The 21,420-nt window shown below is 44.6% G+C and carries 20 protein-coding genes; 4 read left to right on the top strand and 16 right to left on the bottom strand.

Features of this window, described 5'->3' with window-relative positions; translation table 11 throughout:
- Positions 1–2: 2 nt before the first annotated feature.
- The 4 genes from Cabys_RS10400 to Cabys_RS10425 are packed head-to-tail and all read right to left on the bottom strand — an operon-like array spanning position 3 to position 5,044.
- Positions 3–806, bottom strand: a complete 804-nt coding sequence (locus Cabys_RS10400) for a hypothetical protein (RefSeq protein ID WP_006930356.1) — start codon at positions 804–806, stop codon at positions 3–5.
- Between the two features lie 2 nt (positions 807–808).
- The gene (locus tag Cabys_RS19810) at positions 809–2,503 is read right to left on the bottom strand and encodes a hypothetical protein (protein ID WP_006930357.1); all 1,695 of its coding nucleotides are present in this window, start codon (positions 2,501–2,503) and stop codon (positions 809–811) included.
- Positions 2,503–4,185 (bottom strand): cytochrome c3 family protein, encoded by a 1,683-nt coding sequence (locus Cabys_RS10420; protein WP_006930358.1) that lies wholly within the window; start codon positions 4,183–4,185, stop codon positions 2,503–2,505. The genes Cabys_RS19810 and Cabys_RS10420 overlap by 1 nt, the downstream gene beginning before the upstream one ends.
- Before the next feature lie 16 nt (positions 4,186–4,201).
- On the bottom strand, positions 4,202–5,044 hold the full coding sequence (locus Cabys_RS10425; RefSeq protein ID WP_169833708.1) for a hypothetical protein: 843 nt from the start codon (positions 5,042–5,044) through the stop codon (positions 4,202–4,204).
- A gap of 464 nt (positions 5,045–5,508) precedes the next feature.
- Here Cabys_RS10425 and Cabys_RS10430 point away from each other — a divergent pair, with 464 nt between their 5' ends.
- Positions 5,509–5,871: a hypothetical protein gene (locus Cabys_RS10430; RefSeq protein ID WP_150125331.1), complete on the top strand. Its 363-nt coding sequence runs from the start codon at positions 5,509–5,511 to the stop codon at positions 5,869–5,871.
- Between the two features lie 2 nt (positions 5,872–5,873).
- Here the strand turns inward: Cabys_RS10430 and Cabys_RS10435 are convergent, their stop codons facing one another.
- The gene (locus tag Cabys_RS10435; RefSeq protein ID WP_006930364.1) at positions 5,874–6,104 is read right to left on the bottom strand and encodes a hypothetical protein; all 231 of its coding nucleotides are present in this window, start codon (positions 6,102–6,104) and stop codon (positions 5,874–5,876) included.
- A 3-nt stretch (positions 6,105–6,107) separates the two neighbouring features.
- On the bottom strand, positions 6,108–7,136 hold the full coding sequence (locus tag Cabys_RS10440) for a trypsin-like serine protease (RefSeq protein ID WP_217183965.1): 1,029 nt from the start codon (positions 7,134–7,136) through the stop codon (positions 6,108–6,110).
- Positions 7,137–7,456: 320 nt separating this feature from the next.
- Here Cabys_RS10440 and Cabys_RS10445 point away from each other — a divergent pair, with 320 nt between their 5' ends.
- Complete coding sequence (locus Cabys_RS10445; RefSeq protein WP_052304183.1) at positions 7,457–8,104, top strand: SatD family protein; 648 nt, start codon at positions 7,457–7,459, stop codon at positions 8,102–8,104.
- Between the two features lie 235 nt (positions 8,105–8,339).
- Positions 8,340–8,801, top strand: a complete 462-nt coding sequence (locus Cabys_RS10450; protein ID WP_150109312.1) for a hypothetical protein — start codon at positions 8,340–8,342, stop codon at positions 8,799–8,801.
- Between the two features lie 80 nt (positions 8,802–8,881).
- Here Cabys_RS10450 and Cabys_RS10455 read toward each other — a convergent pair whose 3' ends face one another.
- The 5 genes from Cabys_RS10455 to Cabys_RS10475 all read right to left on the bottom strand — a co-directional run bounded on the left by Cabys_RS10455 (position 8,882) and on the right by Cabys_RS10475 (position 14,809).
- Complete coding sequence (locus tag Cabys_RS10455; protein ID WP_006930373.1) at positions 8,882–11,632, bottom strand: M16 family metallopeptidase; 2,751 nt, start codon at positions 11,630–11,632, stop codon at positions 8,882–8,884.
- A 69-nt stretch (positions 11,633–11,701) separates the two neighbouring features.
- Entirely contained in the window at positions 11,702–12,403 is a 702-nt protein-coding gene (locus Cabys_RS10460; RefSeq protein WP_006930374.1) for an SDR family oxidoreductase, read from the bottom strand.
- The gene (locus tag Cabys_RS10465) at positions 12,403–13,401 is read right to left on the bottom strand and encodes a potassium channel beta subunit family protein (RefSeq protein WP_006930375.1); all 999 of its coding nucleotides are present in this window, start codon (positions 13,399–13,401) and stop codon (positions 12,403–12,405) included. The genes Cabys_RS10460 and Cabys_RS10465 overlap by 1 nt, the downstream gene beginning before the upstream one ends.
- A gap of 24 nt (positions 13,402–13,425) precedes the next feature.
- Positions 13,426–14,055, bottom strand: a complete 630-nt coding sequence (rpiB, locus tag Cabys_RS10470) for a ribose 5-phosphate isomerase B (protein WP_006930376.1) — start codon at positions 14,053–14,055, stop codon at positions 13,426–13,428.
- A gap of 31 nt (positions 14,056–14,086) precedes the next feature.
- Positions 14,087–14,809 (bottom strand): M48 family metallopeptidase, encoded by a 723-nt coding sequence (locus Cabys_RS10475; RefSeq protein WP_006930377.1) that lies wholly within the window; start codon positions 14,807–14,809, stop codon positions 14,087–14,089.
- 142 nt (positions 14,810–14,951) lie between these two features.
- On the opposite strand from Cabys_RS10475, the gene Cabys_RS10480 reads away from it, so the two are divergent.
- Positions 14,952–15,620: a response regulator gene (locus Cabys_RS10480; protein WP_006930378.1), complete on the top strand. Its 669-nt coding sequence runs from the start codon at positions 14,952–14,954 to the stop codon at positions 15,618–15,620.
- Between the two features lies 1 nt (position 15,621).
- On the opposite strand, the gene Cabys_RS10485 is transcribed toward Cabys_RS10480, so the two are convergent.
- Genes Cabys_RS10485 through Cabys_RS10505 form a run of 5 tightly spaced genes read right to left on the bottom strand, consistent with a single transcriptional unit; the run spans position 15,622 to position 21,266 of the window.
- Positions 15,622–15,822, bottom strand: a complete 201-nt coding sequence (locus tag Cabys_RS10485; protein ID WP_006930379.1) for a heavy-metal-associated domain-containing protein — start codon at positions 15,820–15,822, stop codon at positions 15,622–15,624.
- 17 nt (positions 15,823–15,839) lie between these two features.
- Entirely contained in the window at positions 15,840–16,841 is a 1,002-nt protein-coding gene (locus Cabys_RS10490; protein ID WP_006930380.1) for a lipoate--protein ligase family protein, read from the bottom strand.
- A gap of 2 nt (positions 16,842–16,843) precedes the next feature.
- Complete coding sequence (locus Cabys_RS10495) at positions 16,844–18,520, bottom strand: dipeptidyl-peptidase 3 family protein (RefSeq protein ID WP_006930381.1); 1,677 nt, start codon at positions 18,518–18,520, stop codon at positions 16,844–16,846.
- 34 nt (positions 18,521–18,554) lie between these two features.
- The gene (locus Cabys_RS10500) at positions 18,555–19,784 is read right to left on the bottom strand and encodes an NAD(P)/FAD-dependent oxidoreductase (protein WP_006930382.1); all 1,230 of its coding nucleotides are present in this window, start codon (positions 19,782–19,784) and stop codon (positions 18,555–18,557) included.
- Positions 19,785–19,808: 24 nt separating this feature from the next.
- Positions 19,809–21,266, bottom strand: a complete 1,458-nt coding sequence (locus Cabys_RS10505; RefSeq protein ID WP_006930383.1) for a M64 family metallopeptidase — start codon at positions 21,264–21,266, stop codon at positions 19,809–19,811.
- Between the last annotated feature and the right edge of the window lie 154 nt (positions 21,267–21,420).

Here is a 21,420-nt window from a genome sequence, read left to right on the forward strand (position 1 = left end):
GATTAATCATCCCCCTTTCCGCTCCTATGACATTCATAACAGGCATTGCTGTCATATCGATAGCCTGCCACATCATCATGTTCCCTGTCGGTTGCCGCCTGATTGTGTTCGTGGCAATTCAAAAAACAAGAGAAAGTAGAATAATTGCCGGCATCGTAATGGCAGGTGGTACAACTTTCCCATCGTCCGGCATGTTCACCAGAAAATATGGGAAAATATTGACCGTCGTGTTTCTTAAATGTCGCCGGTTTCCATGAGAACAACGAATGACAATCTTCACATAAAACGCCAAACCCAAGGTCGTCGTGCACAGGATCTGTGGCTGCTAAGTAATCGTTTTTATGACATTCAATGCAATTGGAAGACAACCTTCGCCATTCGCCTTCTACTTCCCCACGGTGACAGGTCCAACAATCCAGATTGGCATGCCGACCGATTAACTGAAAGGATGTGTTGCCATGGGCTTTTTGAACATCCATTACAATCCAGCTCTGCGTCATATGGCATCTTTCACAGTCCGGATATAAACGGTTTCGGTGCACATCTGTATGACAGGAGTTACAATTTGCCTGCACCTGAGAAAAATCTGCCAGATTATGGCAGGAGACACAGGCAATTTTTTTATGCTCGCCGCTTAATTCATAGCCCGTTGTTGTGTGATCAAACGAGATATCCTGCCAGTTTTTCGTTACATGGCAACTTTCACAGGGTAAAGTCAAAACTTTATGCGGCGTTTCCCCTGCGTCGGCAGTTTGTATTGCAAAAAACACAAATATCAAAATTAAATTAATGAATTGATGCCCCATGCTTAATCTCCTGCTTCCTTTCCTTGCGGATGGCAATCGTAACATGCCCGGCTTTCATAAACATAATTAGTTACTTCACTGTGTTTAGCATCCATTGTTGTTCTTTCGTGTTCGTGACAGGTAATACATTCAAATTGAGAATAATCGGCGCTGTTCACATGACAATCGGAACAGGTATCCCATGCTCCCTGATGGCTCCCGGAATAAATCGGGAAATATTGGGCGTCATGGTCCCAGTTTGCCGGCTGCCAGGCTGTCGTAGAATGGCAGTCTTCACAGGTAAACGGGAAATTGGCCGCCTGGTGGTTCGGATCGGTTGTGGCGTCATAATCCTGTTGGTGGCATGAAACGCAACTGGTGGGCGTATTCTCATACCCGCTTGCATGGCAATCAATGCACTGCACGTTTTGATGAGCGCCGGTCAATGGAAAGTTCGTTTGCGCATGATCGAAAGTAGCCGGAGTCCAGGACGTGGTCGAATGACAGTTTGTACAATCATGGCTGAAATTGCTCTGCTGATGATCCGGATCGGTTGTCTGGTTAAAATCATTCTGATGGCAGGAATAACAATCGGTTGCAATTCCGGAATACTGTCCGTCCGTATGACAATCTTCACAGGCAGCGGTTTGATGGGCCCCAGTCAGGGGAAAAGCCGTCCGATTATGATCGAAGTCGGAAGGCGACCAGGCCTCCTGGTTGTGACAGATTAAGCAATCCTGAGGAAAGTTGCCCGTTACATGATTGGGATTGAGCGCACGATTGTAATCATTTTGATGACATCCGTAGCAATCGCGGGGTAAACCACGAAGCTGGTTATTGACATGACAATCGATGCATTTTACTTCTTCCGATCTTGCGTGCACGCCAACTAAAGCAAATCCGCTTGCAGATAGGTGATCGAAGTCGCTCCGTTCCCACATCTGGGGAGAATGACACTCCTGGCAATTGGTGGGAAAGCCAAAAAGCATGTGATTCGGGTTGGTTGTACTTTCATATTGATCCTGATGGCAGGCGTAACATTCGACAGAAACGCCCTGATAGCGATCATTGTGGCAATCAACGCATTCCAGATTGCTATGTCCGCCAACCAGTGGAAACGTTTCACTATGCTCATAAATGGCCTGTTTCCATGAGGCCGCGTTAACTAAATGACAATTTTCGCATTGTAAGGAAAATCCAGCCTTTTGATGAGAGGGATTTATGGTCTTTAAAAAATCTTGAATATGGCATTGCTGGCACTCAACGCTTTTTAGCTTAAAGTCCTGCCTGTCTTCCCGATCATGACAGGATTGACAATCAATAACGGCGTGGATTCCATAAAGCGGAAAGCGCGTATTTTGATGGATTTCAAACACTTCAAAGCGATTCTCCCAGCTATCCGGCGAGTGACAACGTTCGCAATCAACGCCCAGCCTGCCCTGATGCACGTCCTGGTGGCAATCGATGCAATTATGTCCGATGTGAGAAAAAACAAGGGAATTATGACAGCTCAAACACTCAACCTGACGATGCGCTCCCAACAAACGGAAGCCGGTCGTATTGTGATCAAAGAGGATTTGCTGAGGATCTACCTTCCAGGTTTTGGTCGTATGGCAAAGTTTGCAGTCCAAATTAAAATTTGGCCCATGAATAAAATCCGCCGGGTGCTGCCCTGTTGCCTCCGTCAACATCAACAGTATAAAAACGATCCAATACATCAGTTTACCTCAACAGGTTGAATGATCTCTTTTCCGTGGCACTCATTACATGAAGTCGGGATGGGTTTGTATTTAACAAATCTTTTAGCGTTCTGCACCGCAATTTTGTGGCAATCATTACAGGGGACTTTCGCATGCGCTCCAGAAAGTTTAAATTTCGAGTCCCGGTTATGGTCAAACTTTCGCGCTATCCAGTCTTGAGGAGTATGGCAGCGTTCACACTCAATGGCCCCGGATGCCGTTTTGAATTGCCCAAGGTGGACGTCTTCGTGACAGTCTTCGCATTTAACGGGCACACCTGCAAATTTAAAAACGCCGCGCGCATCCGGTTTATGGCACTCTCTGCAAGCTACTTTTTGATGGCGCCCCTCAAGTTTAAAGTTGGTAATGGCATGATCAAAGCTAACCAGATCCCAGCGTTCAACCCTATGGCAATGCTCACAACCATCCATGTTATTTATGGTTGAAGTTAATTTTAAGTACTTATTTAACTGATTGTCATGCGGGTCCTCATGACAATCGATGCATCGTGTAGATTTAAACCGGAACTGCATGGTTTCCTGAGGAGTTCCCTGATTGATTTTTTTATGACACAAAATGCAGGGCACAGCCTGATGCGCGCCCTTTAAAGGGTAGTTTGTGCTTTGATGATCTTTCATGCTAAAGGTGGATGGCGAAAAGCCATTAACCGTATGACAATGTTCGCAGGCGCCTTTAGATTGACTCGTTGCAAACTGTCCCTGATGATAGTCCTGATGACAATCTGTGCAGGATTGGAAACGCGCAATTTTCAAGGTCTCTGAGCTTTTATGGCACTCTTTACATTCAACCGTCTGGTGTTTGCCCCGTAGCGGAAAAGCGGTAAGATCGTGGTTAAATGCCTTTTTGTTGTATTCTTTCCAGCCATTTGTGGTATGACATTGTTCGCACTTTTGTCCGAATTTCTTTTGATGAGGATCTTTATGGCAGTCGACACACCTGGTAAAATTTTTTACTTTGAAATCAAGATACACACTGTCTTTTCCAATCGGACGATCTGCCTTAATCTTATGACATTTCTGACATTCTACTTTTTTATGGCGCCCGGTTAGTTTATATCGCGTTTTATTGTGATCGAATTTGGGCACAGGCTTCCAGCTTTTCATTACATGACAATCTAAACAGTTTTCGTTCAATTGCCCCCGGTGTTCATCAATATGGCACGAAAGACACCGTTGCTCCAGACCTAAAAAGGTACGGTTCAAATCTTTTTTTTGATCCAATAATTCCTTTTTGTTGACAATAAATTTTTCGTTATGGCAATCCCTACACTTTAAAGCGGCATGCGCGCCTTCCAGAACATAGCCGGTTTTACTGTGATCGAAATTTTCCTGTCCTTCCTTCCAGTACACTAATTCAGCATCTCTCCCATGATGTTCAATGTGGCAATTTTTGCACTCTTTAAATTCTTCATTGGCATGCAGTCCCTTTCCCTGCTCGATCCTTTCTTTCAACAATTCGTGGCAATCCAGACAGCGATCGCCCGACAACTGTTTCCCTCTTTCATGGCATTTGGTACAATTTTCAATGCCTTCCAGATTCTTATGTACTTGATGCAATTTACCCGGAGACAGCTGAGCGAAAGATAGAGAATAAAAAAATAATAAATACGAAAATACAAATATTTGAAATTTTAAAAACATTACCCCTCCATTCCGCTTAGAACCAGGTATATCCCAACCAGACTACAATACCTACATGAATCATCATAATTAAATACATTAAAATGGCAAAAGGCTTGTGAATAACGTGCCAGTAATGAAAAATCTGTTGAATTTGATTTAAAAAGTGAATTCGCTGCTCCAGCTTTGCTTGTTGAACCGTCAAATTTACTAATGTTTTAATCCTTGCTCTCGAAATATTCAATTTTTCTTCCACACGCTTATAAATACGTGGGCGTCTAAAAAAGAGAATGAGATCAATTAAGACTAAGGAGACAAATACCTTAAAAAACGAATCCGATGTGAAATGGACGCCAATTTCTTCCTCAAGAGTAACAAATTCCTGATCATCTAACTGATATTCATATTGTATTTTGGATTTCAATCTTTCATTAATATTCATGGCTTTGTCTTTGCTTAATTCAATCCCCACAATATTCCGCGGAATCTGAACATAAATAAACCTCCCGAATACGCCAGACAGGGCAACGGCAATCATCGACCAGAAACTAACGGCAACCAGGCCATCTACTTTAAACGTGGTGTGTAAAATAACAAAAAGCGGCCCCATAATTCCTAAAAAAATATGAAAATTCAACCAGCGATTCAATGCGCCCCATCTTCTAAATGCTTTAACTCTTTTTCGAAGGGAATAAAACAATAGTGATATCATCATTAATGATCCCATGATACCAAGCCCATGACTTATTCGGCCTCCTGGTTTTAAGTTTTGGTATTGAGGATGACGAATTTTTTCCTGCAGTGGTAATCGATAATAGTCCCAACCGGTGTATAAAAAATAAAGCAGAAAAAGCCCTGTCACAAGATAAAGCAAAATCATAAAATATTTAAACAGATTATTCTTTTGTTGTTGCGAAAGCATGCCCTTTTACTCCTTGCCTAAAAAAGTAATCCTGCCTGAAAAATCGCCCTGCAAGACTAACCACTCGACTGAGGCGTCGAGTCCAACTATTTTATTCTTAAATCTAATCGTCAAAATTTATACTTTTTTTAATATAAATGTAAAGAGTTAAAAAAAATTATGGTTCTTTTTCGCTTTGATGAACTAAAAGTAATTTACCAACAACATTAATTACGAGCCTTAAACTATTCAATATCAAATCCTTAATTGTTTTCTAAAAGAAGTCGTCATGCTATAACAGAATTTTTTAACCGCCTTAAATTAAAACTTCTATTCATAATTTATAAATTACTAAGTTAATTTTTTGTTTGGTATAAAATTTGTTTATATTTTTGTATCGAAAGGAGGTTTTTATAATGAAAGGGATAAAATTTATTATCATAATGTTACTGATTTTTTTTGCAGCAAGTTCAATTGTTTGGGCGCAGGATGCCGATACAACCAAAACTCAAAAGCAACATCCGAACGTTAATTTTGTTGATAAAGACGGTGATGGCTACAATGACAACGCGCCCGATCATGACGGCGACGGCATTCCCAACGGTCTCGATCCGGACTGGTTGAATAACAAGCAAAAAAACCGACCGGCATTCAGAGACCTTGACGGAGACGGCATTAACGATTTTTTCCAGAATGGCGGAAGAGGTAATAAAGGTTTTCCGCATGGGCGGATGCCTTATATCAGGGATAAAAACCGGGGAAGTCATCAACCGCCTTTTAAACAAAAAATGAAAGGGCGAAAATAAACCTACAGAGCCTGAATCGGTCCGCTAATTCGTATTTCCACGGGAATGCCATTAATATCGGCCGGAATCATGGTTTGAACTTCTGTTGAAAATTCTCTTACCGAAACGATGATTCCGGCTTTCCCGCGGGCTGTTTTACCAATTCCCACTGCCACCACCCCCGGAATTTTCAGCCATTCTTTTTCAACTTTTTGTTTAATAGCCTTAATCGTTTGTAATTGTTCACGATCCATTTTTTAAATATGAATAATATCTACGTTTAAAGCGGCAAAAACATTCTGAATTCTGTTAATTACGGTGCTTGAACTACTCCCGGCAAAAAGCAATCCTACAATTTCGCTGTTCATATTTAACACCGCCGAACCGCTGTCTCCGCCGGCGCTCATATTGCCGGTCATTAACTGATCTACAAAAACGGCCGTTTTGTTTTCCCCATAACTCACGGAAACCGTCACATCAACCTGTTCGATCTGGCCGGTGGTCCAACCGGTGGTGCGTCCGCTTTTTTGAACCTTCATGCCCAGCTCGCCTTCGGCCACGCCCTGAATGGTGCCGATTTCGGCAATTTCATTAACCACGTCACCCGGATTAAGCGGCTTAGCTATGGCGCAATCCACCAGATTTTCTGTAGCCTGGCTCTCTTGCTGACGAACGGCCTTTAAGCGAGTTTTACTGCCGATAAGAGCGGCCATTCCGTTAAGCAAACTACTCACCGCATTACCAATCGAACATGTACTGTCGCCGCCGTTTTCCCCTTCGAAATGGATAGGGACAAACTCGCTCAAATTGGCAATATGATCCTGTGGGTGGCTCCCGCCGTCATAAGGGCCGGGTTGTAAAATCGGATCGCCAATCTCCGCCTGGTTGCTATTGGCCAACACATGATTGTTGGAAAGAATGTACACCTCTCCGTCTCTTTGCACAAGGCAGCCAAGCGTACCGGCAGTAATATTAATATGACCAATACTTACGCCGCCGGGAGCGGGTCGATAACGCGCGGTGTGATCAAACTGGGCGTAAAAAATCCCGCTGGGCACCACATCGGTAGGCAGACCATTAATCGATTGCGGTATCAGATCATTCTGCGTTAAAAATTTTTTAGAAACCTTGGTATCAACGGAGCAAATAACCGCCAGCTCGCCAGTCTTCTTTCCGTTGACTACCTTGTAACCGATGCCTGTGGCCACAACATGGGGCTTATTGTGTAACTCGCGTCGGTATTCTTTAATGATTTGCCGGGCGGCTGCAAGATCTAATGTCATCATTCCCTCCTCTCACAATGTTGTTAAAAAATTCTGCAACATGCACACATCTGTGCATGCCATATTGAATCTGGTCTTTACATGAGTAAAAACCTGACAACCTCAACAAAACAAAATATCTTCTTTCTCCATCCATGGAAGGGACCGCGAAATGGCATTGAAGTTTACATTTTGCAGAAAGATAAAAACCAATAATAAATTTTACGACGAGCTTAAGAAAATTGCAAATTTTTATTTACCCCTTGACAACATTACTTTTTTTCTTATATTTAACAGGTAATAAGTGTAATGCTTATATTAACATTATTATAAAAGAAAAGCTTATGAAGAACCATTTCGTTTTTATCGGAGATATTATTCAATCGCGCCGCATCACTGACCGGGCGCAGGTGCAGCGCAAATTCTCGCAGGCCATAGAAAAACTGGCCAAAAGCCATGGTCACCTCTTTTTATCGCCTCCAACGCTGACCATTGGAGATGAATTTCAGGCTGTTGTAAAATCGACTGCCAATCTGTTTTTAATACTCCATCAGTTTGAAGTAGAAATGCATCCCGTGCACATGCGTTTTGGTTTTGGACTGGGATCGATCGACACGCCGCTAAATACGCGCGCCGCCATCGGCATGGACGGCAGCGCCTTTCACAACGCCCGCACAGCCATCGAAGAGGCACGCCAGCTGGGCAAAAAATATGCGCTCGTCTCTTCCATCAACAAGGATCAGAGCGCGGCCTTAAAACTTTTGTTAAGCTGGATCGATTTGAATTTGCAAAACTGGTCCAATGAAAAATTGCAGATTTTTGTCTGGAACAGGCAGGGAAAACGGCAGAGAGAGATTGCGGACATTTTGAATATTTCGCAACCGGCGGTTTCGCAACACATTAACAAGCCGATCTTTGCCTTGCTTTTAGAAAGCGAGCAGTACCTGGAAAAGCAGTTTAACATTTTTTTGCAAGGAAATAAAAATGACTGACGAATTAATTTTTTTAAACTTCTTTTTCCTGGGCCGCCTTTTTTTCCGTGAAATGGGCCAGTCTTTATTTGGTACGCCTCCCCACGCAAAAAATTTTTGGGCCAGGTTTTTGATGGGGTTTTTGCTCGTTCTTTTCATTACTCCCCTTTCGCTGTCCCTTTTTTACTTTTTGCTCTACATTATTTTTCTTTGCCTCGATTCTTTAATTACTCCTAAAGCCGAAAGGCAAAGAGCCTTGTGGTACGCATTTACGCTATTGCTGCCCTTTGCAACCTGTATCGGGCAGCCACAATTGGCTCCTTTGAGCAAGAACTTTCAATTTGCGGTTATTCCTTATCTTTCCGAAAGATTCTGGCTGGTTTTGCTGGGCTTTATTTTGACCATTAAAGAAGGGACCATCATTATCCGTATGGCATTAAACAATTTACGAACCGTGCCTTTTTCAGAGGAAAACAAGGAAACCGATAAAGAGGAATACGAACGCGGCAAATGGATCGGAATTCTGGAACGAACCTTTATCTACTTTTTAATCATTTTCGATCAAATTGGCGCCATTGCCTTAATCGTCGCCCTGAAATCGCTGGCCAGGTTCAACGAATTGAACAAACGCACCTTTGCCGAATACTTTTTAATCGGCTCATTTTTGAGCCTACTGGTTGCCGCGGTCCCCGCCGTGCTGGTTCGGCTTTTATGGTAAACAAAAAAGCCTCCCGAAGGTATTATAGCTTCAGGAGGCCTGTTAAAACAATGCTCAAAGGCGTCAGAATTCCGCCACGGTTATTCTATTACGTTTCCTTCCACGTCAATAACCTTCACCTCGGCGACTCCAAGTTGCTTTATGGGTTCTTCGATCTTTGTACGATCTCCGACCACCACCCAGATCAAATGATCGGGATGCAAAGCCTTTTTAGCGGCATTTTGCACCTGCTCCAGACTCAAGCTGCGAATCAGGTTAGGATACTGACTCCAGAAGTCTTCGGGCAAACCAAAGGTTACGATTTCCTGAATGCTGTGTAAAACGGCGGCGCCGGTTTCCCAGGTTCCGGGCAGTTTCAGTATCTCATTATTCTTCACCTTTTCCAGTTCTTCAGGCGTAACCGGTTTTTCGCTGCGCATACCGTTTATTTCTTTTAACATTTCCTGAATCGATTCTTTGGTTTTATCGATTTGCACGGGAGCGTAGGCAAAAAAGAGCGAGGGACCGCGGGCATCGCTGACGATAGTGCGGGCGCCATACGACCAGTGTTTTTCTTCTCTCAGATTCATATTCAAACGTGAAGTAAACGTTCCGCCCAGCACTTTATTCATCATTTCAATGGCCAGGTTATCCGGATCGCTTTTTGGAGGCAGAATCTGGCCGGCTATTATCAAAGATTGCTCCGAAGCCGGTTTGTCAATCAATAAAATTTGCGCAGGCTTTAAAGCCACATCCGAAATATTCTTCTGTGGCACAGTTCCCGCCTTCCATTTTCCAAAATATTTTTTAACCAGCTTTTCCAGTTCGTCTTTTTCAATATTACCGACTACAATGAGTTTGGCGTTATTTGACTTAAACCAGGTTTTATGAAATTTAATCAGATCATCGCGCGTCATCTTTTTTACCGATTCGATGGTGCCGCTGCCGGTTAACGGATTGCCATAGGCATGCCCGATCCCGTACAAATAACGCGGCAACACTCGTAGAGCCATTTGCACCGGTTGCGATTGCTCGCGCTTAATACCAGCAATAATCTGTTTTTTAAGTCGTTCCAGCTCTTTTTGCGGAAAAGTGGGATGTAAAATAACCTCCGAATAAATGCGCATGGCTTCTGGCAGGGTTGTTTTAAGCACATTTAAGTTGACGAACGAAACATCCAGATTGGAGCCGGCTCTTAGATTGGCGCCCAACATATCCAGCTTTTCGCTGATTTCCAGCGAAGACATATCAGGCGTTCCTTCGTCTAACATGGTCAGGGTCATGTTGGCTGTACCGGGCGAGGCAAATTGATCGGCGGCATAACCGGCGTCAATCACCAGCGACATATTGACCACCGGAACGGTAGTTCTTTTGGTGTAGAAAATTTCCAGTCCGTTGTCCAGTTTAATTTTTTCATAGGCAGGAAATTTCGGTTCCGGAGGGGTTCCGGTTTCTGGCAATTTTGAACGATCCACATCCTTACCGGTTGTGCTGTATTCAGGAAAAGGATGTACTTCCAGGATAAACACGCCGTCGCTCAGCCACTTTTTGGTCGCTGCATGAACGGCCTTCGGCGCGGCGTTTACCACCCAGTTTACCGTCTTTTTGAAGTAATCCGGGCTGCCGCCAAATACTTCGTTTTTGGCAAGGATGTTAGCCTTTCCTCTAAATCCTCCGATTTGCTCAATTCCTTTCACAAAACGGGAAAGATGCTGCACCTTAACGCGTTTTAATTCTTTTTCGGATGGGCCCTTTTGCAAGAATTTTTGCAGCTCTTCGTCAATGGCCTTTTCTACTTTTTTCAGATCAACGCCGGGCCGCGCGGCGGCAGAAATCATAAATTGGCCGCCTATTTCGCCCAGATAAACAGTGGCCGAAACATCGGTGGCTATCTGGTCTTTGTAAACCAGGCGTTTGTACAGTCTTGAGTTTTTGCCGCTGCCCAACACGGAAGAGGCCAGATCGAGCATAACGGCTTCTTTACTGCCCCACTGCGGAATATTCCACACCTTCCAGATGCGCGCCTGCGGAACGCGGTCCTCGGCCACCATACGATGTGTTCCCTGCATTTTGGCCACCCATACATCGTGTTTGGTTACAGGCGGCCCCGGAGGCACATCGCCAAAATATTGTTCAACTTTTTGTCTGACCGAGTCCGTATTAATATCGCCGGCAATGACCAGATAGGCATTGGCCGCGCCGTAATAATTTTTAAACCACTCGTGCACATCCTCCAGCGAGGCCGCATTGAGGTCTTCCATGGAACCGATGGTGGTCCAGGAATAGGGATGACCTTTGGGATAGGTATTTTGCACAATCCAGGTCCACACCTTTCCATAAGGCTGGTTTTCTCCCTGTCGCTTTTCGTTTTGCACAACGCCCCGCTGCTCGTCGAGTTTGGCCTGATCAATGGCGCCGATTAAATGTCCCATACGATCCGACTCCATCCACAGGGCCATATCCAGCGCATTGACCGGGACCGTTTCAAAATAGTTGGTGCGGTCGCGATTGGTGGTGCCGTTCATGCCCGTGGCGCCCACTTTCTCAAAAGGCTTGAAGTATTCGTCGTTGTAGTTTTCCGAGCCGTTAAACATTAAATGTTCGAATAAATGGGCGAATCCGGTTTTTCCCGGCTTCTCGTTTTTAGAACCTACATGATACCATACGTTTACGGCGACAATCGGCGCTTTATGATCTTCATGAACGATCAGCGTTAAACCGTTTTTTAATACAAATTTTTGAAATGGTATGTCAATTTGCTTTGCCAGAGCTTTTAGGTCGTCGTCATTTTTACTAAAGGCTAACGAAAAAGTTAAAAATAATATTAATAAAAGATAACGAAAAATAGGCATAATTCCTCCTGTAGTTGATTAATAGCTATTGAAATTCCCTGTACGTAAGTTTTTTTAGATTGTTTCAAATTACCAGGGGATTTCTGCCCGATCTCTAAAAAATCTGCCGGTCAGATGGGAGGGGGCGTCCAATGCCAGCCAGACGGCGGTATCGGCGCCCTGCTCAATACTGCGGGGAGCCATTTCTCCTCCCATATCTGTACGTACCCATCCCGGACACATGGAGTTAACGGCCACTCCCCTTTCGTTTAGCTCGATGGAGGCTAATCTGGTTAGGGCGTTGAGCGTGGTTTTTGAAATACTGTAAGCAGGTGCGTAGCCATTCATCTCCGTCAGCGAACCGGAGCCAGAAGAGATGTTAATAATCCGCCCGCCTTTAGGAATAAGAGGGTGAAAGGTCTGGATCATTTGCAAAGGACCGTAAACATTGGTGACCATAGTCGTTTGCAATGTTTCCTGATCGAGGGTTAAAACCGAACCGCGGTCAATCAAAATAGCCGCGTTATTAATTAAAATATCCAGTTTAGTTTCTTTTTCGCTGAACTCCCTGAAGGCCTGTAAAATGCTCTGGCGATTGCTCACATCCAGAACGATAAATTCAACGTCCAGCCCCTGGGAACGCAATTTTTCTGCGGCGGCCAGCCCCTTTCCTTTACTACGGGCGGCCAGATAAACACGCACACCTCGAATGGCCAGTTGTCTAACAATTTCAAAGCCGATTCCCCGATTGGCCCCGGTTACCAGGGCAATCTTTTTAAACGCCATGGCCATTAAAGATTCCTCAAATCCATCGGAGGTCGAGGCTTGTTTTGCAGAATCGATTCGATTTTTTCCATCACCTCATCGTTTAAAAGGGCAAGCGCCTTCAAAGCTTCCATATTCTGGCGCACCTGAGACGGATTGGAGGCGCCGGTAATCACCGTGCTTACATTCGGATTTTTCAAGCACCAGGCTATGGCCATCTGGGCCATGGTAACGCCCAGCTCATCGGCTATTCTGGTCAGCTGTCTGGTCTTTTCGAGCTTTTTCCTGCCTTCTTCAGATTCCAAACGGCTGCGCAGCCACTGATAACCTTTTAACGAAAGACGCGATCCTTCGGGAATTCCGTTATTGTATTTTCCTGTCAAAATGCCGCTGGCCAAAGGACTCCAGGTCGTTGTGCCCAGTCCAATGTCCCGGTACAAATTCAAAAACTCTTTTTCGACCTTTTCCCGATTAAACATGTTGTATTCGGGCTGTTCCATGGTGGGAGGAATGAGGTGCTCGCGCAGGGCAAATTCATGTGCATGGCGAATTTGTTCGGCTGACCACTCGCTCGTGCCCCAGTACAACGCTTTGCCCTGCTGAATGATCAGGTTCATGGCCCACACGGTTTCTTCAATGGGCGTGTAAAGATCGGGCCGGTGGCAAAAAATCAAATCCACATAATCTACCTGCAAGCGCTTTAAAGCGGCGTTTGTCCCTTCAAAAATGTGTTTGCGTGAAAGTCCGCAATCGTTGGGCCCGGAACCGCCCCAAAAAATCTTGGTGGAAAGCACCAGATCGCTGCGCTTCCAGCCGGTTTTTTTCAGAATATTGCCCATCATGATCTCTGCCTGTCCCTGGGCGTAAACTTCTGCATTGTCGAAAAAATTTACGCCAGCATCGTAGGCTTCTTTCATGCATTGGTAGGCTATCTTTTCATCAACCTGTTCTCCAAAAGTAACCCATGCGCCAAACGAAAGGGCCGAAACCTTTAAACCTGATTTACCTAAAAAACGATATTCCATAAAATACGACTCCTGACATCTAATTTAAGGTTTGTAATTTAAAATTTTTTGCACACGTTTTTTATGACGTTCCGCACCTCCGGAGGTGGTTAAAAAAGCAGCGACAATTTCTCTGGCCATATTCTCCCCGATTATTTTAGCGCCCAGAGTGAGCACATTGGCGTAATTGTGTTCGCGCGCGCTTTTGGCTTCTACCACATTATTACATTTTGCGGCCAGAACGCCGGGCACCCGATTGGCAGCCATGGCCGAACCGATGCCCACGCTGTCGATCATGATCCCGCGATCCGCCTTTCCGGAGGCCACCGCCTCGGCCACTTTAAGGGCATAATCCGGATAGTCGCAAGCCTCCGGGCTCTGTGTTCCCACATCATAAACCTGATATTTTTTTTCTTTTAAAAAATCTTTCAACGCTTCTTTTAAATAATAGCCGCCATGATCCGCGCCGATGACAATTTTTTCCGGCAGAGTTTCTTCTATCAGGCGCTGCGCCGCCGTTCGGTCAACTTTTTCAGGACTTGCCAGAAATTGAACGCCCAGCTCCCTGGCTCTGTCTCTTGCCAGAGGCGTAATGATGGTTTGCCGGTCGATGTAAAGTTTGTTGCTGCGTTTGGCTGCCTCCGCAACCTGGCGTTCTGTGATGATCTTTTTCATTTAATTCCTCATAACTTCAAACTTAAATCTTTTATTTCAGCTTGATTAATTTTTTTAAATGCAAGATGCGCTCATCAATGGACGGATGGCTGGCAAAATAGTTAAAACGATCTCCATTGCCTTTCCATCTCTTAAACCGCTGCAGTAGTTGAATGGCGCCTGCCGGATCAAAACCGGCGCTGTACATCAAACGCGCTCCGTATTCATCGGCATAATATTCGTTGCTCTGCGAGTACTGACTGTTGATCAATTTTTTAATCATGTCGCGTCCATAAACCGCAGCAATCGAACCGCTTCTAAAAACTTTACTCAACGCCTCCATGGAATAGTTTGTAACCATCTTTTTAAAAGGATGACGGGCAATAATGTGCACCATCTCGTGCGACAGGACAAAGGCCAGTTCGTCTTTATCCCGTTCAATATTTTGCACAAGCGCCGAGGTTAAAAAGATAAAGCCGCCGGGCAGGGCAAATGCATTCAAATCATCGCTTTCCAGAATTTTGATGTAAAAATAGCGTTCTTTGTTTTTTACGCGCGTCTTTAATTGCTTAAGCAGCGACTCCAGCAAAAGCTGGTGATAGGGAGAATCGAACACGGTGTTTTGCGCTTCTATTTCGCGGGCCAGAATGCTGCCCAGGCGGTATTCGGCTTTTAAGGCTTCTGTTTTGGGGGCAAAGGCTGAGTTGTACAAATACCTGCCTTTAGCCAGCGACTTTCCCACGCGTTTTCCAAGTTTATAAAAAATATCGGCCATTGGTCTCCTGTTTTTTTGTAATATTAGAATTTCCTGTGATTAAAATCAAGTGTAATAAAATTTAACTAAACTAAGTTCGATTAAGTACGAAATAATGATCAGGGTAAAATACGAGTTTAATCTTTATTTTGAGGGAAAAAAAATGTCGGCAGACAGAATATTTATCATCGACGACAACAAGATGAACATCAATTTAATCAATTCCATTTTGGGGAAAGAAGGCTATGAGGTCTTTTCTACGCTGGACAGCACAACGGCCTTCAAAAAAACCCTTGAAATAAAACCGGATTTGATACTGCTGGATATTATGATGCCGGAGATGGATGGATTTCAGGTTTGCGAACAATTAAAGGCCTCGGATCAAACGCGTTTTATCCCCATTATTTTTCTGACTTCACGTAACGACGAAGAAGGGATCAAACGAGCCTTTGAACTGGGCGCGGCCGATTATGTGACTCGCCCTTTTAATCGAACAGAGCTATTGGCCCGCATTCGGACGCATCTTGATCTTAAAAATACGCATCAAAAACTGATTAAGCTGGAAAGACAAAGCGCCATTCTGGCCATGGCCGTTACGGCAAATCATGAAATCAATCAGCCTCTGACCGTACTCAGCGGCAATTTGTTTTTACTAAAAGAATCACTCAGTTCGAAGGCGCTCAGCCCCAAAGAGATGGAATATATGGAGAGAATGGAAAAAGCGATTATGAAGATAAAGATGATTCTGGAAAAATTTCGCAATCCGAGTTCCATTAAAATTCAAAAATACATCGAAGACACCAAAATGGTGGTCTTCGATGATCGTCCTTAAATCAAACAGTGTAGCCGGCGCTGCGGATGGCTTCTTTTACGTGTTCAAGGCTGTCTTCGTCTTCTAAATAAAATTCGGCCTTACCGCTCTGCAGGTCAACTTCGATATCTTCGGCGCCGTCAACCGACTCGATAGCCATTGTAACGGCATGTACGCAGTGCTGGCAGGTCATGCCGCCCACTTCTAATATAATTTTGCCCATAATTCATTCCTCTTTTGTTAAAACCATCGTTCTAATAAATATTTCATTTCTGCCCTTTTTTCTTCAGGCAGTGCGCCTAAAAGCTTTTTTAGTCGGATCCATAATTGTTCGTCCAACCGTTGAGCTTCAAACTCTTGCGCCAGAAACCGCCAGTCTGCATTAACGATCTCTACGCTGCGGAATATTCCGTTTTCTACTCTGTACTTAAAAAAAACTTGACGGCCGTCAACATTTACCGTTTTCTCAATCGACACAGGTGGAGACTCGGCAATATTCCATTGCCATGTCATGTACTTTTGCCTTGCCAGCCTTTTTATTTCTGCCCACTCATTCTCCGAAAAATCGTAGATTTCAAAATGCGGCCCGCCAAAGATTTGTTTTAATTGCCTCGCGACAAACTCCACATCAAAATTTAGAACCGTTTCTTCGGCGATATTGGTTACCGCGCTTTTAATGGATGCGGTGGCCCGCGTTTGAACCACGCAGCGTTCCGCTTCAGGTTTTTTTAAGGCGCGCTTTAAATGCTGCAGATTGCTGCTGATCAAAAGCGTTCCGTGGCTCAGCATGCGATCACGGCTGGTAAATTGCGCGTTTCCAGAAATCTTTTTTGAGTTCAAACGTAAATTGTTGCGTTCATCTATTTCAATACGCAAACCATGCGTATTGAAATATTCCACCACTGGTTGTAAAAATGTACGATATTGGTTGAAATTTTTTAAAGTGTACTGCGTAATAAAGCTTAAATTTAAATTGCCCGGATCGTGATAAACCGCCCCTCCGCCGGAAATTCTGCGGAAGATGGGAATTTTGTTTTCCCAGCAGTAGGGCAAGTTCACTTCCAGAAGCACGCTTTGATGTTTTCCGACAATGACCGAAGGTCGGTTGCGGTAAACCAAAAAATAGGAACGATCACCGGCTAAATGGCGCACGGCATATTCTTCGATGGCCAGGTTTACAGCAGGATCCAGGTTGTTCCGGTTATTCAGAACAACCCAGTCTTGCTTATTGAAATCCTGCATGTTTAATTGCTATTTCCCAGTTCCTTTTCAATTTGAAAGATCGGTTTAATATCAACCGGCAACTCCTGCAGCCGGGCGCGCATGATCATGATTGGTTCGGATTCTACGGCGTAAGTTTCCAGCAAATTTTTAGCGGCCATGTAATCGCCCTGCGCCTGAATGGTCAGCACTTTATTGGCCAGGTCACGCACGCCGTCTTTAATTTTTTCAAAATTGACTTTTACCCTGTGCGCCGCCGGATCAAACTGATAGGCGCCCTTTTCCAGAAGATAATTGAAGATAACCGCGTTGCCTGCGCCATGCGCTTCGTTAATGCCAAAGCGAATGGTGCGAAAAATACCGGCCAGAAAAGTGACGTAAATCTGTTTTTCAAATTCAGGCGGATAAACGCCTTTTTCGATCATAAACAGATTATTGTACATGCCCAGAACATCGGCCTTACATTCTTCAATGCTGGAATAGGTTTCTTTCAGTTCTTTTTTAACCTCAGTCTGGCGGCCATTGAGGACAATTTTACCCGGTCCCAGGCCGTGGGAGATTTCGTGCATCAGAGTGTGGTTAAAAAATCCTTCGAAGGTTACCAGCGGCAGCTGCTCGGCAAAAAGGACCTTTTCGGCGATGGGTTTTAATAATTTGTCGAACTTGGCCTCGTGAATATTTTTAAGCATTACCTTTTTGGAGCCTTTAGCTTCGCGGACGCGTTCATCGTTTGGCAGATTGAAAGCCAGCGTTTGCACCCCGGCTTTGGTATCTCCGGCAGAAAAGACCTCCTGCACCACGACCATGGGCGACTCGGAACCGCGGTTAAAGTTTTTGTAGGCGTCCGGAATGGGAAGATTCTTTTCCATTTCATCCAGATAGCCGACAAATTTTTTTAGCTTTGCGCTTTCAACCGGGTCGCGTAAAGTGATAAAGGCTTCGAAGGCAGCCTTGTAATTAAATAATTTGTCTTCGTAAACCTCATAAGGCCCGATGACGACTTCGATGGTGTGATCATTCAGATCCATCCAGGCCAGGTCGCTTTCGTAATAATCATTATTCAAAAAGGCTTCGGCGCGCAACTGAAGATATTTTTTTAACGAAGGATTATCGGCAAATTCCGCCGCTTTTTTCAGATAATCAGCGGCTCTGGTTAAATATTCTTTGTAGTATTCGGAGTAAGGAATGGCGACCAGCTTACCATCCTGACGGCGAATGACCGTGAACTCAGAAGTAAACGCCGCTTCATCTTCAGGATGAGCCTTCAGCCAGTTTTCGAATTCTTCGCGCGTCATGTCCGGCGGGTAAAAGTTTGCGCCTTTGGGTTTAGGCGTGTTGCCAATAAATGGTTTATCATGGTTCAATCGATCAAACGGTCCGAACATGATGGTAAAATATTCCAGGCGCAATTGATCGAGCGGATCGCTGGAGGCCCTTAATTGTTCACGAATTTCAAAATTTTTGGAATACACCTGATCGAGAAAAATCTCGTCCATGATTTTTGCAGCCCGGTATAAGTTTTCCACCACTTTTTGCTTACGTTCATCGAGCAAAGAATGGTCATATTTAATTTCCGTCGGGGCAAATTGTGCAATCATCCTCTTCAACTTTACCATCTCCGTTTTGTTTTCTTCTTTTTTCTGGCAGGCTATAGCGCCTAAAAAGACCAACGTTAGCAAAACTAACAAGATTCGTTTCATGGCTTGTTCCTTTACTCCTTTTTAATGATCTATTTTAATTACTAAAAAACAATTTTAAATAAAATAAAGGATTGGCAAATTCTGTTTTAGGAATCTGATTGGCCATCATGCCGCTGATAATTTCGCGCACATGGTTGCTGCGGGCTGCTTTTTTGATCACAAAATTGAGCAGGGGGCTTATTCGGCCAATGCGTTGCAATTTGGCGCTGACCTGCAACTCATCTCCCAGCGCCTGCCAGAGCTTCTGATCGTAGCGTTTTAAAAACTCTTCGGTAAAGTCGTTTTGTTTAACCGCCTCGGCGACGGTTTCGGCTGCGATTTTAGCCGAAAAGAGCGCATTGCCAATTCCTTCGCCAGTAAAGGGATCGATTAAACCAGCGGCGTCGCCCAGCAACAAAAATCCATGGCCATAATTTTTACGATGTTTGCTGGCGACCGGCAAATTCCATCCCATCGGTTTTTCCAGCGGCTCGGCTTCGGCAAAACGGTCGGCAAAAAAGGGACTGTTAATGGCCTTCTGCATCGCTTCGCTCAAATTAACATTGCGTTTTTTCATACTTTTGTGCAGCATTCCTATGCCAATATTGGCCACATTGTCGCCGGCCGGAAACAGCCATAAATAGCCTGGTTGAACTTCGTCGATGTAATGCAGTTCAATGGTATCATTCAAACCTTTTACGTTTTTGTAATATTGACGAAGGGCTACCACCCAGTGTTCCGGATCGTGCTCATAAAGGCCAGTGTGTCGCGCCACAATAGAATTAAAACCATCGGCCCCGATAATAACCTTACCCAGGACGCTGATGGAGTTCACATGTTCTGTTCCGCGCGTTTCCACGCCAATTACACGGTCGCCATCAAAAATCAGGCGGTTTACCTGATAGCCTTCATAAACACTGGCCGCTGATTTTCTGACTTTGTTGAATAGAAATTCATCAAACAATAGCCGCTTAATAACCAGACCAGGCGGAATGCCGCGCCGTTTATCGCCCAATAAGGGGATGGTTACCGTATTGTGATCGGGATTGCCAAACGTAATGGCGTTAATGCGAGCCGAGGGTAAAGTGGTCACCTCGTCTAATAGCTCCAGTTCCTTAAGCATGGTCATGGATTTACCTGAGATGGCGTCTCCGCAGATTTTATCGCGCGGGAATTGCGCTTTTTCAATAACGCAGACTTCGAGCCCGTGACGCACACAAAACAAAGCGGCTGCAGAGCCCGCCGGCCCGCCGCCAACCACAACAACATCATAAATTCTTGACATCGAATGTCTCCGCTTTATTTTTTATTAATCGCTAAAAAACTTTATTACTTTCATAAGGCGCTGAGCGCACACCTGGCAAAAAGGTTTATCGCCGTTTCTGAACATCACACAGTCCAGCATGGGGCGGTACATGCCTTCAGACACATAACCGGCGCCCTCAAAAGCGCCCACCTTTCCGGCATACCTGTCTTCATGCAAAATTTTATCGGCCATAGCATTGAATTTGTGCGCCAGCTCTGTCGCCTCTTTTTGCACTCTGGCCAGGGCTGCCGAACCGGCCTGCGCCTGACTCAATTCAGCCATCTGGCGATTTAATTCCTGTCGTTTTTTTTGATAGTCGATCTGCAGTTGATCAAAGGTCTCTTTCTGCCATGGCGTGGGGATGGGCGTATCTGCCTGAACCAGATTTCTCCACTTGAGCCTTTGTGGATTGAACAGGCGTGTGATATTGGGCTCGGTGGGCTCCACACCCGGCGGATAAAATTCATCGAAAGCCGTGGCGGCAGTGTAATATTCATCGGCCAGTCCACCGAAAGAATGACCGAATTCGTGAATAAATACATTTTCACTGTACGGATTATCGGTGGTAAAATCCATGTAAAAGTTGTAGATTCCGCCGCCGCCGTAACGAGCGTGGTTGACCATGATGATGACGGCGTCGTAAGGTACAGCCGAAGCCAAATCATGCATGGCGCGGTTGTCTTCGGTTAACAAGTAACGATAGGAACCCATCGAATTAAATGTGCAGTTTAAAACCGTACTGCGGAATTGTTGGTGCGTAGGTTCATCGCAGCCCGCTTCGACAGAGGGCTTAAATACGCCGTAGATATTAAATTTATCCCGATAGGTTTTAAATGGTTCTTTATTTAACAAAACAGTGGCGTAATGGGACAGGTCCTTCCGGAATTTGGCGCTATCCTGCAGGGTGTACCCTTCCGCCAGAAAAACAACATCCACATTGTTATGAGCCGCACCGGAATAATGAGCCGTAATTACCGATGCGCCGGTCGCTCGATTTTCCTCGTTGATTTGAAGATTTTGCACATCTATTGTGCGCTCAAAGATGAGGTTTAAATGATTCTGTCGATCTCTGGCGTAAATACGGAAAATAACCGACGCTCTGGGAAAGGGAATCAACGCCGTTTCATGATATGTACGCTTGAGGCCCTTTTTTGCCATTTCCGTAGTCTGGTATTCGCCAAAATAGGAATTAAAGCCCCTTGAAAAAATCAATCGGTGGGTCTGCGCATCAAAAACTTTAACGTAATATTTGCCATTGTCAAAGGGATCGATCAACTTTGAAACAGAACCCGCCCACTGGCGGAGCAGGTAATAATGGTCGATGGTAATCCATTCTTCGTCATCGTCGCCGATGTGGTAATAATCAATGCGCAAGGTGCTGTCTCTGAAAAATCTGTAAAAATCATTTTGCGCCCATATCAGGGTGGGCAGCAAAAATAAAAACAGCAGTTTTTTTAACATGAAGTTCTCCGCGAAATCTTAAAGAATATCTAATTTCGAAAATTTAACTATTGCATGCAACCGGCAGTTCAAAATTATTTTACCCACTACGCTGCGGTCAAATGGTAAAAAATGGGAATGAAAAAGCGTTTGAGCGCCAAAAGATAAAAAAAGC

The sequence above is a fragment of the Caldithrix abyssi DSM 13497 genome, assembly GCF_001886815.1.
GTDB classification, from domain to species: Bacteria; Calditrichota; Calditrichia; order Calditrichales; family Calditrichaceae; genus Caldithrix; species Caldithrix abyssi.

Excerpts from the sequence above, each read along its gene's own strand:
- Cabys_RS10400 (WP_006930356.1), bottom strand. The coding sequence starts at position 806 with ATGGGGCATCAATTCATTAATTTAATTTTGATATTTGTGTTTTTTGCA.
- Cabys_RS19810 (WP_006930357.1), bottom strand. The coding sequence starts at position 2,503 with ATGTATTGGATCGTTTTTATACTGTTGATGTTGACGGAGGCAACAGGG.
- Cabys_RS10420 (WP_006930358.1), bottom strand. The coding sequence starts at position 4,185 with ATGTTTTTAAAATTTCAAATATTTGTATTTTCGTATTTATTATTTTTT.
- Cabys_RS10425 (WP_169833708.1), bottom strand. The coding sequence starts at position 5,044 with ATGATTTTGCTTTATCTTGTGACAGGGCTTTTTCTGCTTTATTTTTTA.
- Cabys_RS10430 (WP_150125331.1), top strand. The coding sequence starts at position 5,509 with ATGTTACTGATTTTTTTTGCAGCAAGTTCAATTGTTTGGGCGCAGGAT.
- Cabys_RS10435 (WP_006930364.1), bottom strand. The coding sequence starts at position 6,104 with ATGGATCGTGAACAATTACAAACGATTAAGGCTATTAAACAAAAAGTT.
- Cabys_RS10440 (WP_217183965.1), bottom strand. The coding sequence starts at position 7,136 with ATGATGACATTAGATCTTGCAGCCGCCCGGCAAATCATTAAAGAATAC.
- Cabys_RS10445 (WP_052304183.1), top strand. The coding sequence starts at position 7,457 with ATGAAGAACCATTTCGTTTTTATCGGAGATATTATTCAATCGCGCCGC.
- Cabys_RS10455 (WP_006930373.1), bottom strand. The coding sequence starts at position 11,632 with ATGCCTATTTTTCGTTATCTTTTATTAATATTATTTTTAACTTTTTCG.
- Cabys_RS10460 (WP_006930374.1), bottom strand. The coding sequence starts at position 12,403 with ATGGCCATGGCGTTTAAAAAGATTGCCCTGGTAACCGGGGCCAATCGG.
- Cabys_RS10465 (WP_006930375.1), bottom strand. The coding sequence starts at position 13,401 with ATGGAATATCGTTTTTTAGGTAAATCAGGTTTAAAGGTTTCGGCCCTT.
- rpiB (WP_006930376.1), bottom strand. The coding sequence starts at position 14,055 with ATGAAAAAGATCATCACAGAACGCCAGGTTGCGGAGGCAGCCAAACGC.
- Cabys_RS10475 (WP_006930377.1), bottom strand. The coding sequence starts at position 14,809 with ATGGCCGATATTTTTTATAAACTTGGAAAACGCGTGGGAAAGTCGCTG.
- Cabys_RS10480 (WP_006930378.1), top strand. The coding sequence starts at position 14,952 with ATGTCGGCAGACAGAATATTTATCATCGACGACAACAAGATGAACATC.
- Cabys_RS10485 (WP_006930379.1), bottom strand. The coding sequence starts at position 15,822 with ATGGGCAAAATTATATTAGAAGTGGGCGGCATGACCTGCCAGCACTGC.
- Cabys_RS10490 (WP_006930380.1), bottom strand. The coding sequence starts at position 16,841 with ATGCAGGATTTCAATAAGCAAGACTGGGTTGTTCTGAATAACCGGAAC.
- Cabys_RS10495 (WP_006930381.1), bottom strand. The coding sequence starts at position 18,520 with ATGAAACGAATCTTGTTAGTTTTGCTAACGTTGGTCTTTTTAGGCGCT.
- Cabys_RS10500 (WP_006930382.1), bottom strand. The coding sequence starts at position 19,784 with ATGTCAAGAATTTATGATGTTGTTGTGGTTGGCGGCGGGCCGGCGGGC.
- Cabys_RS10505 (WP_006930383.1), bottom strand. The coding sequence starts at position 21,266 with ATGTTAAAAAAACTGCTGTTTTTATTTTTGCTGCCCACCCTGATATGG.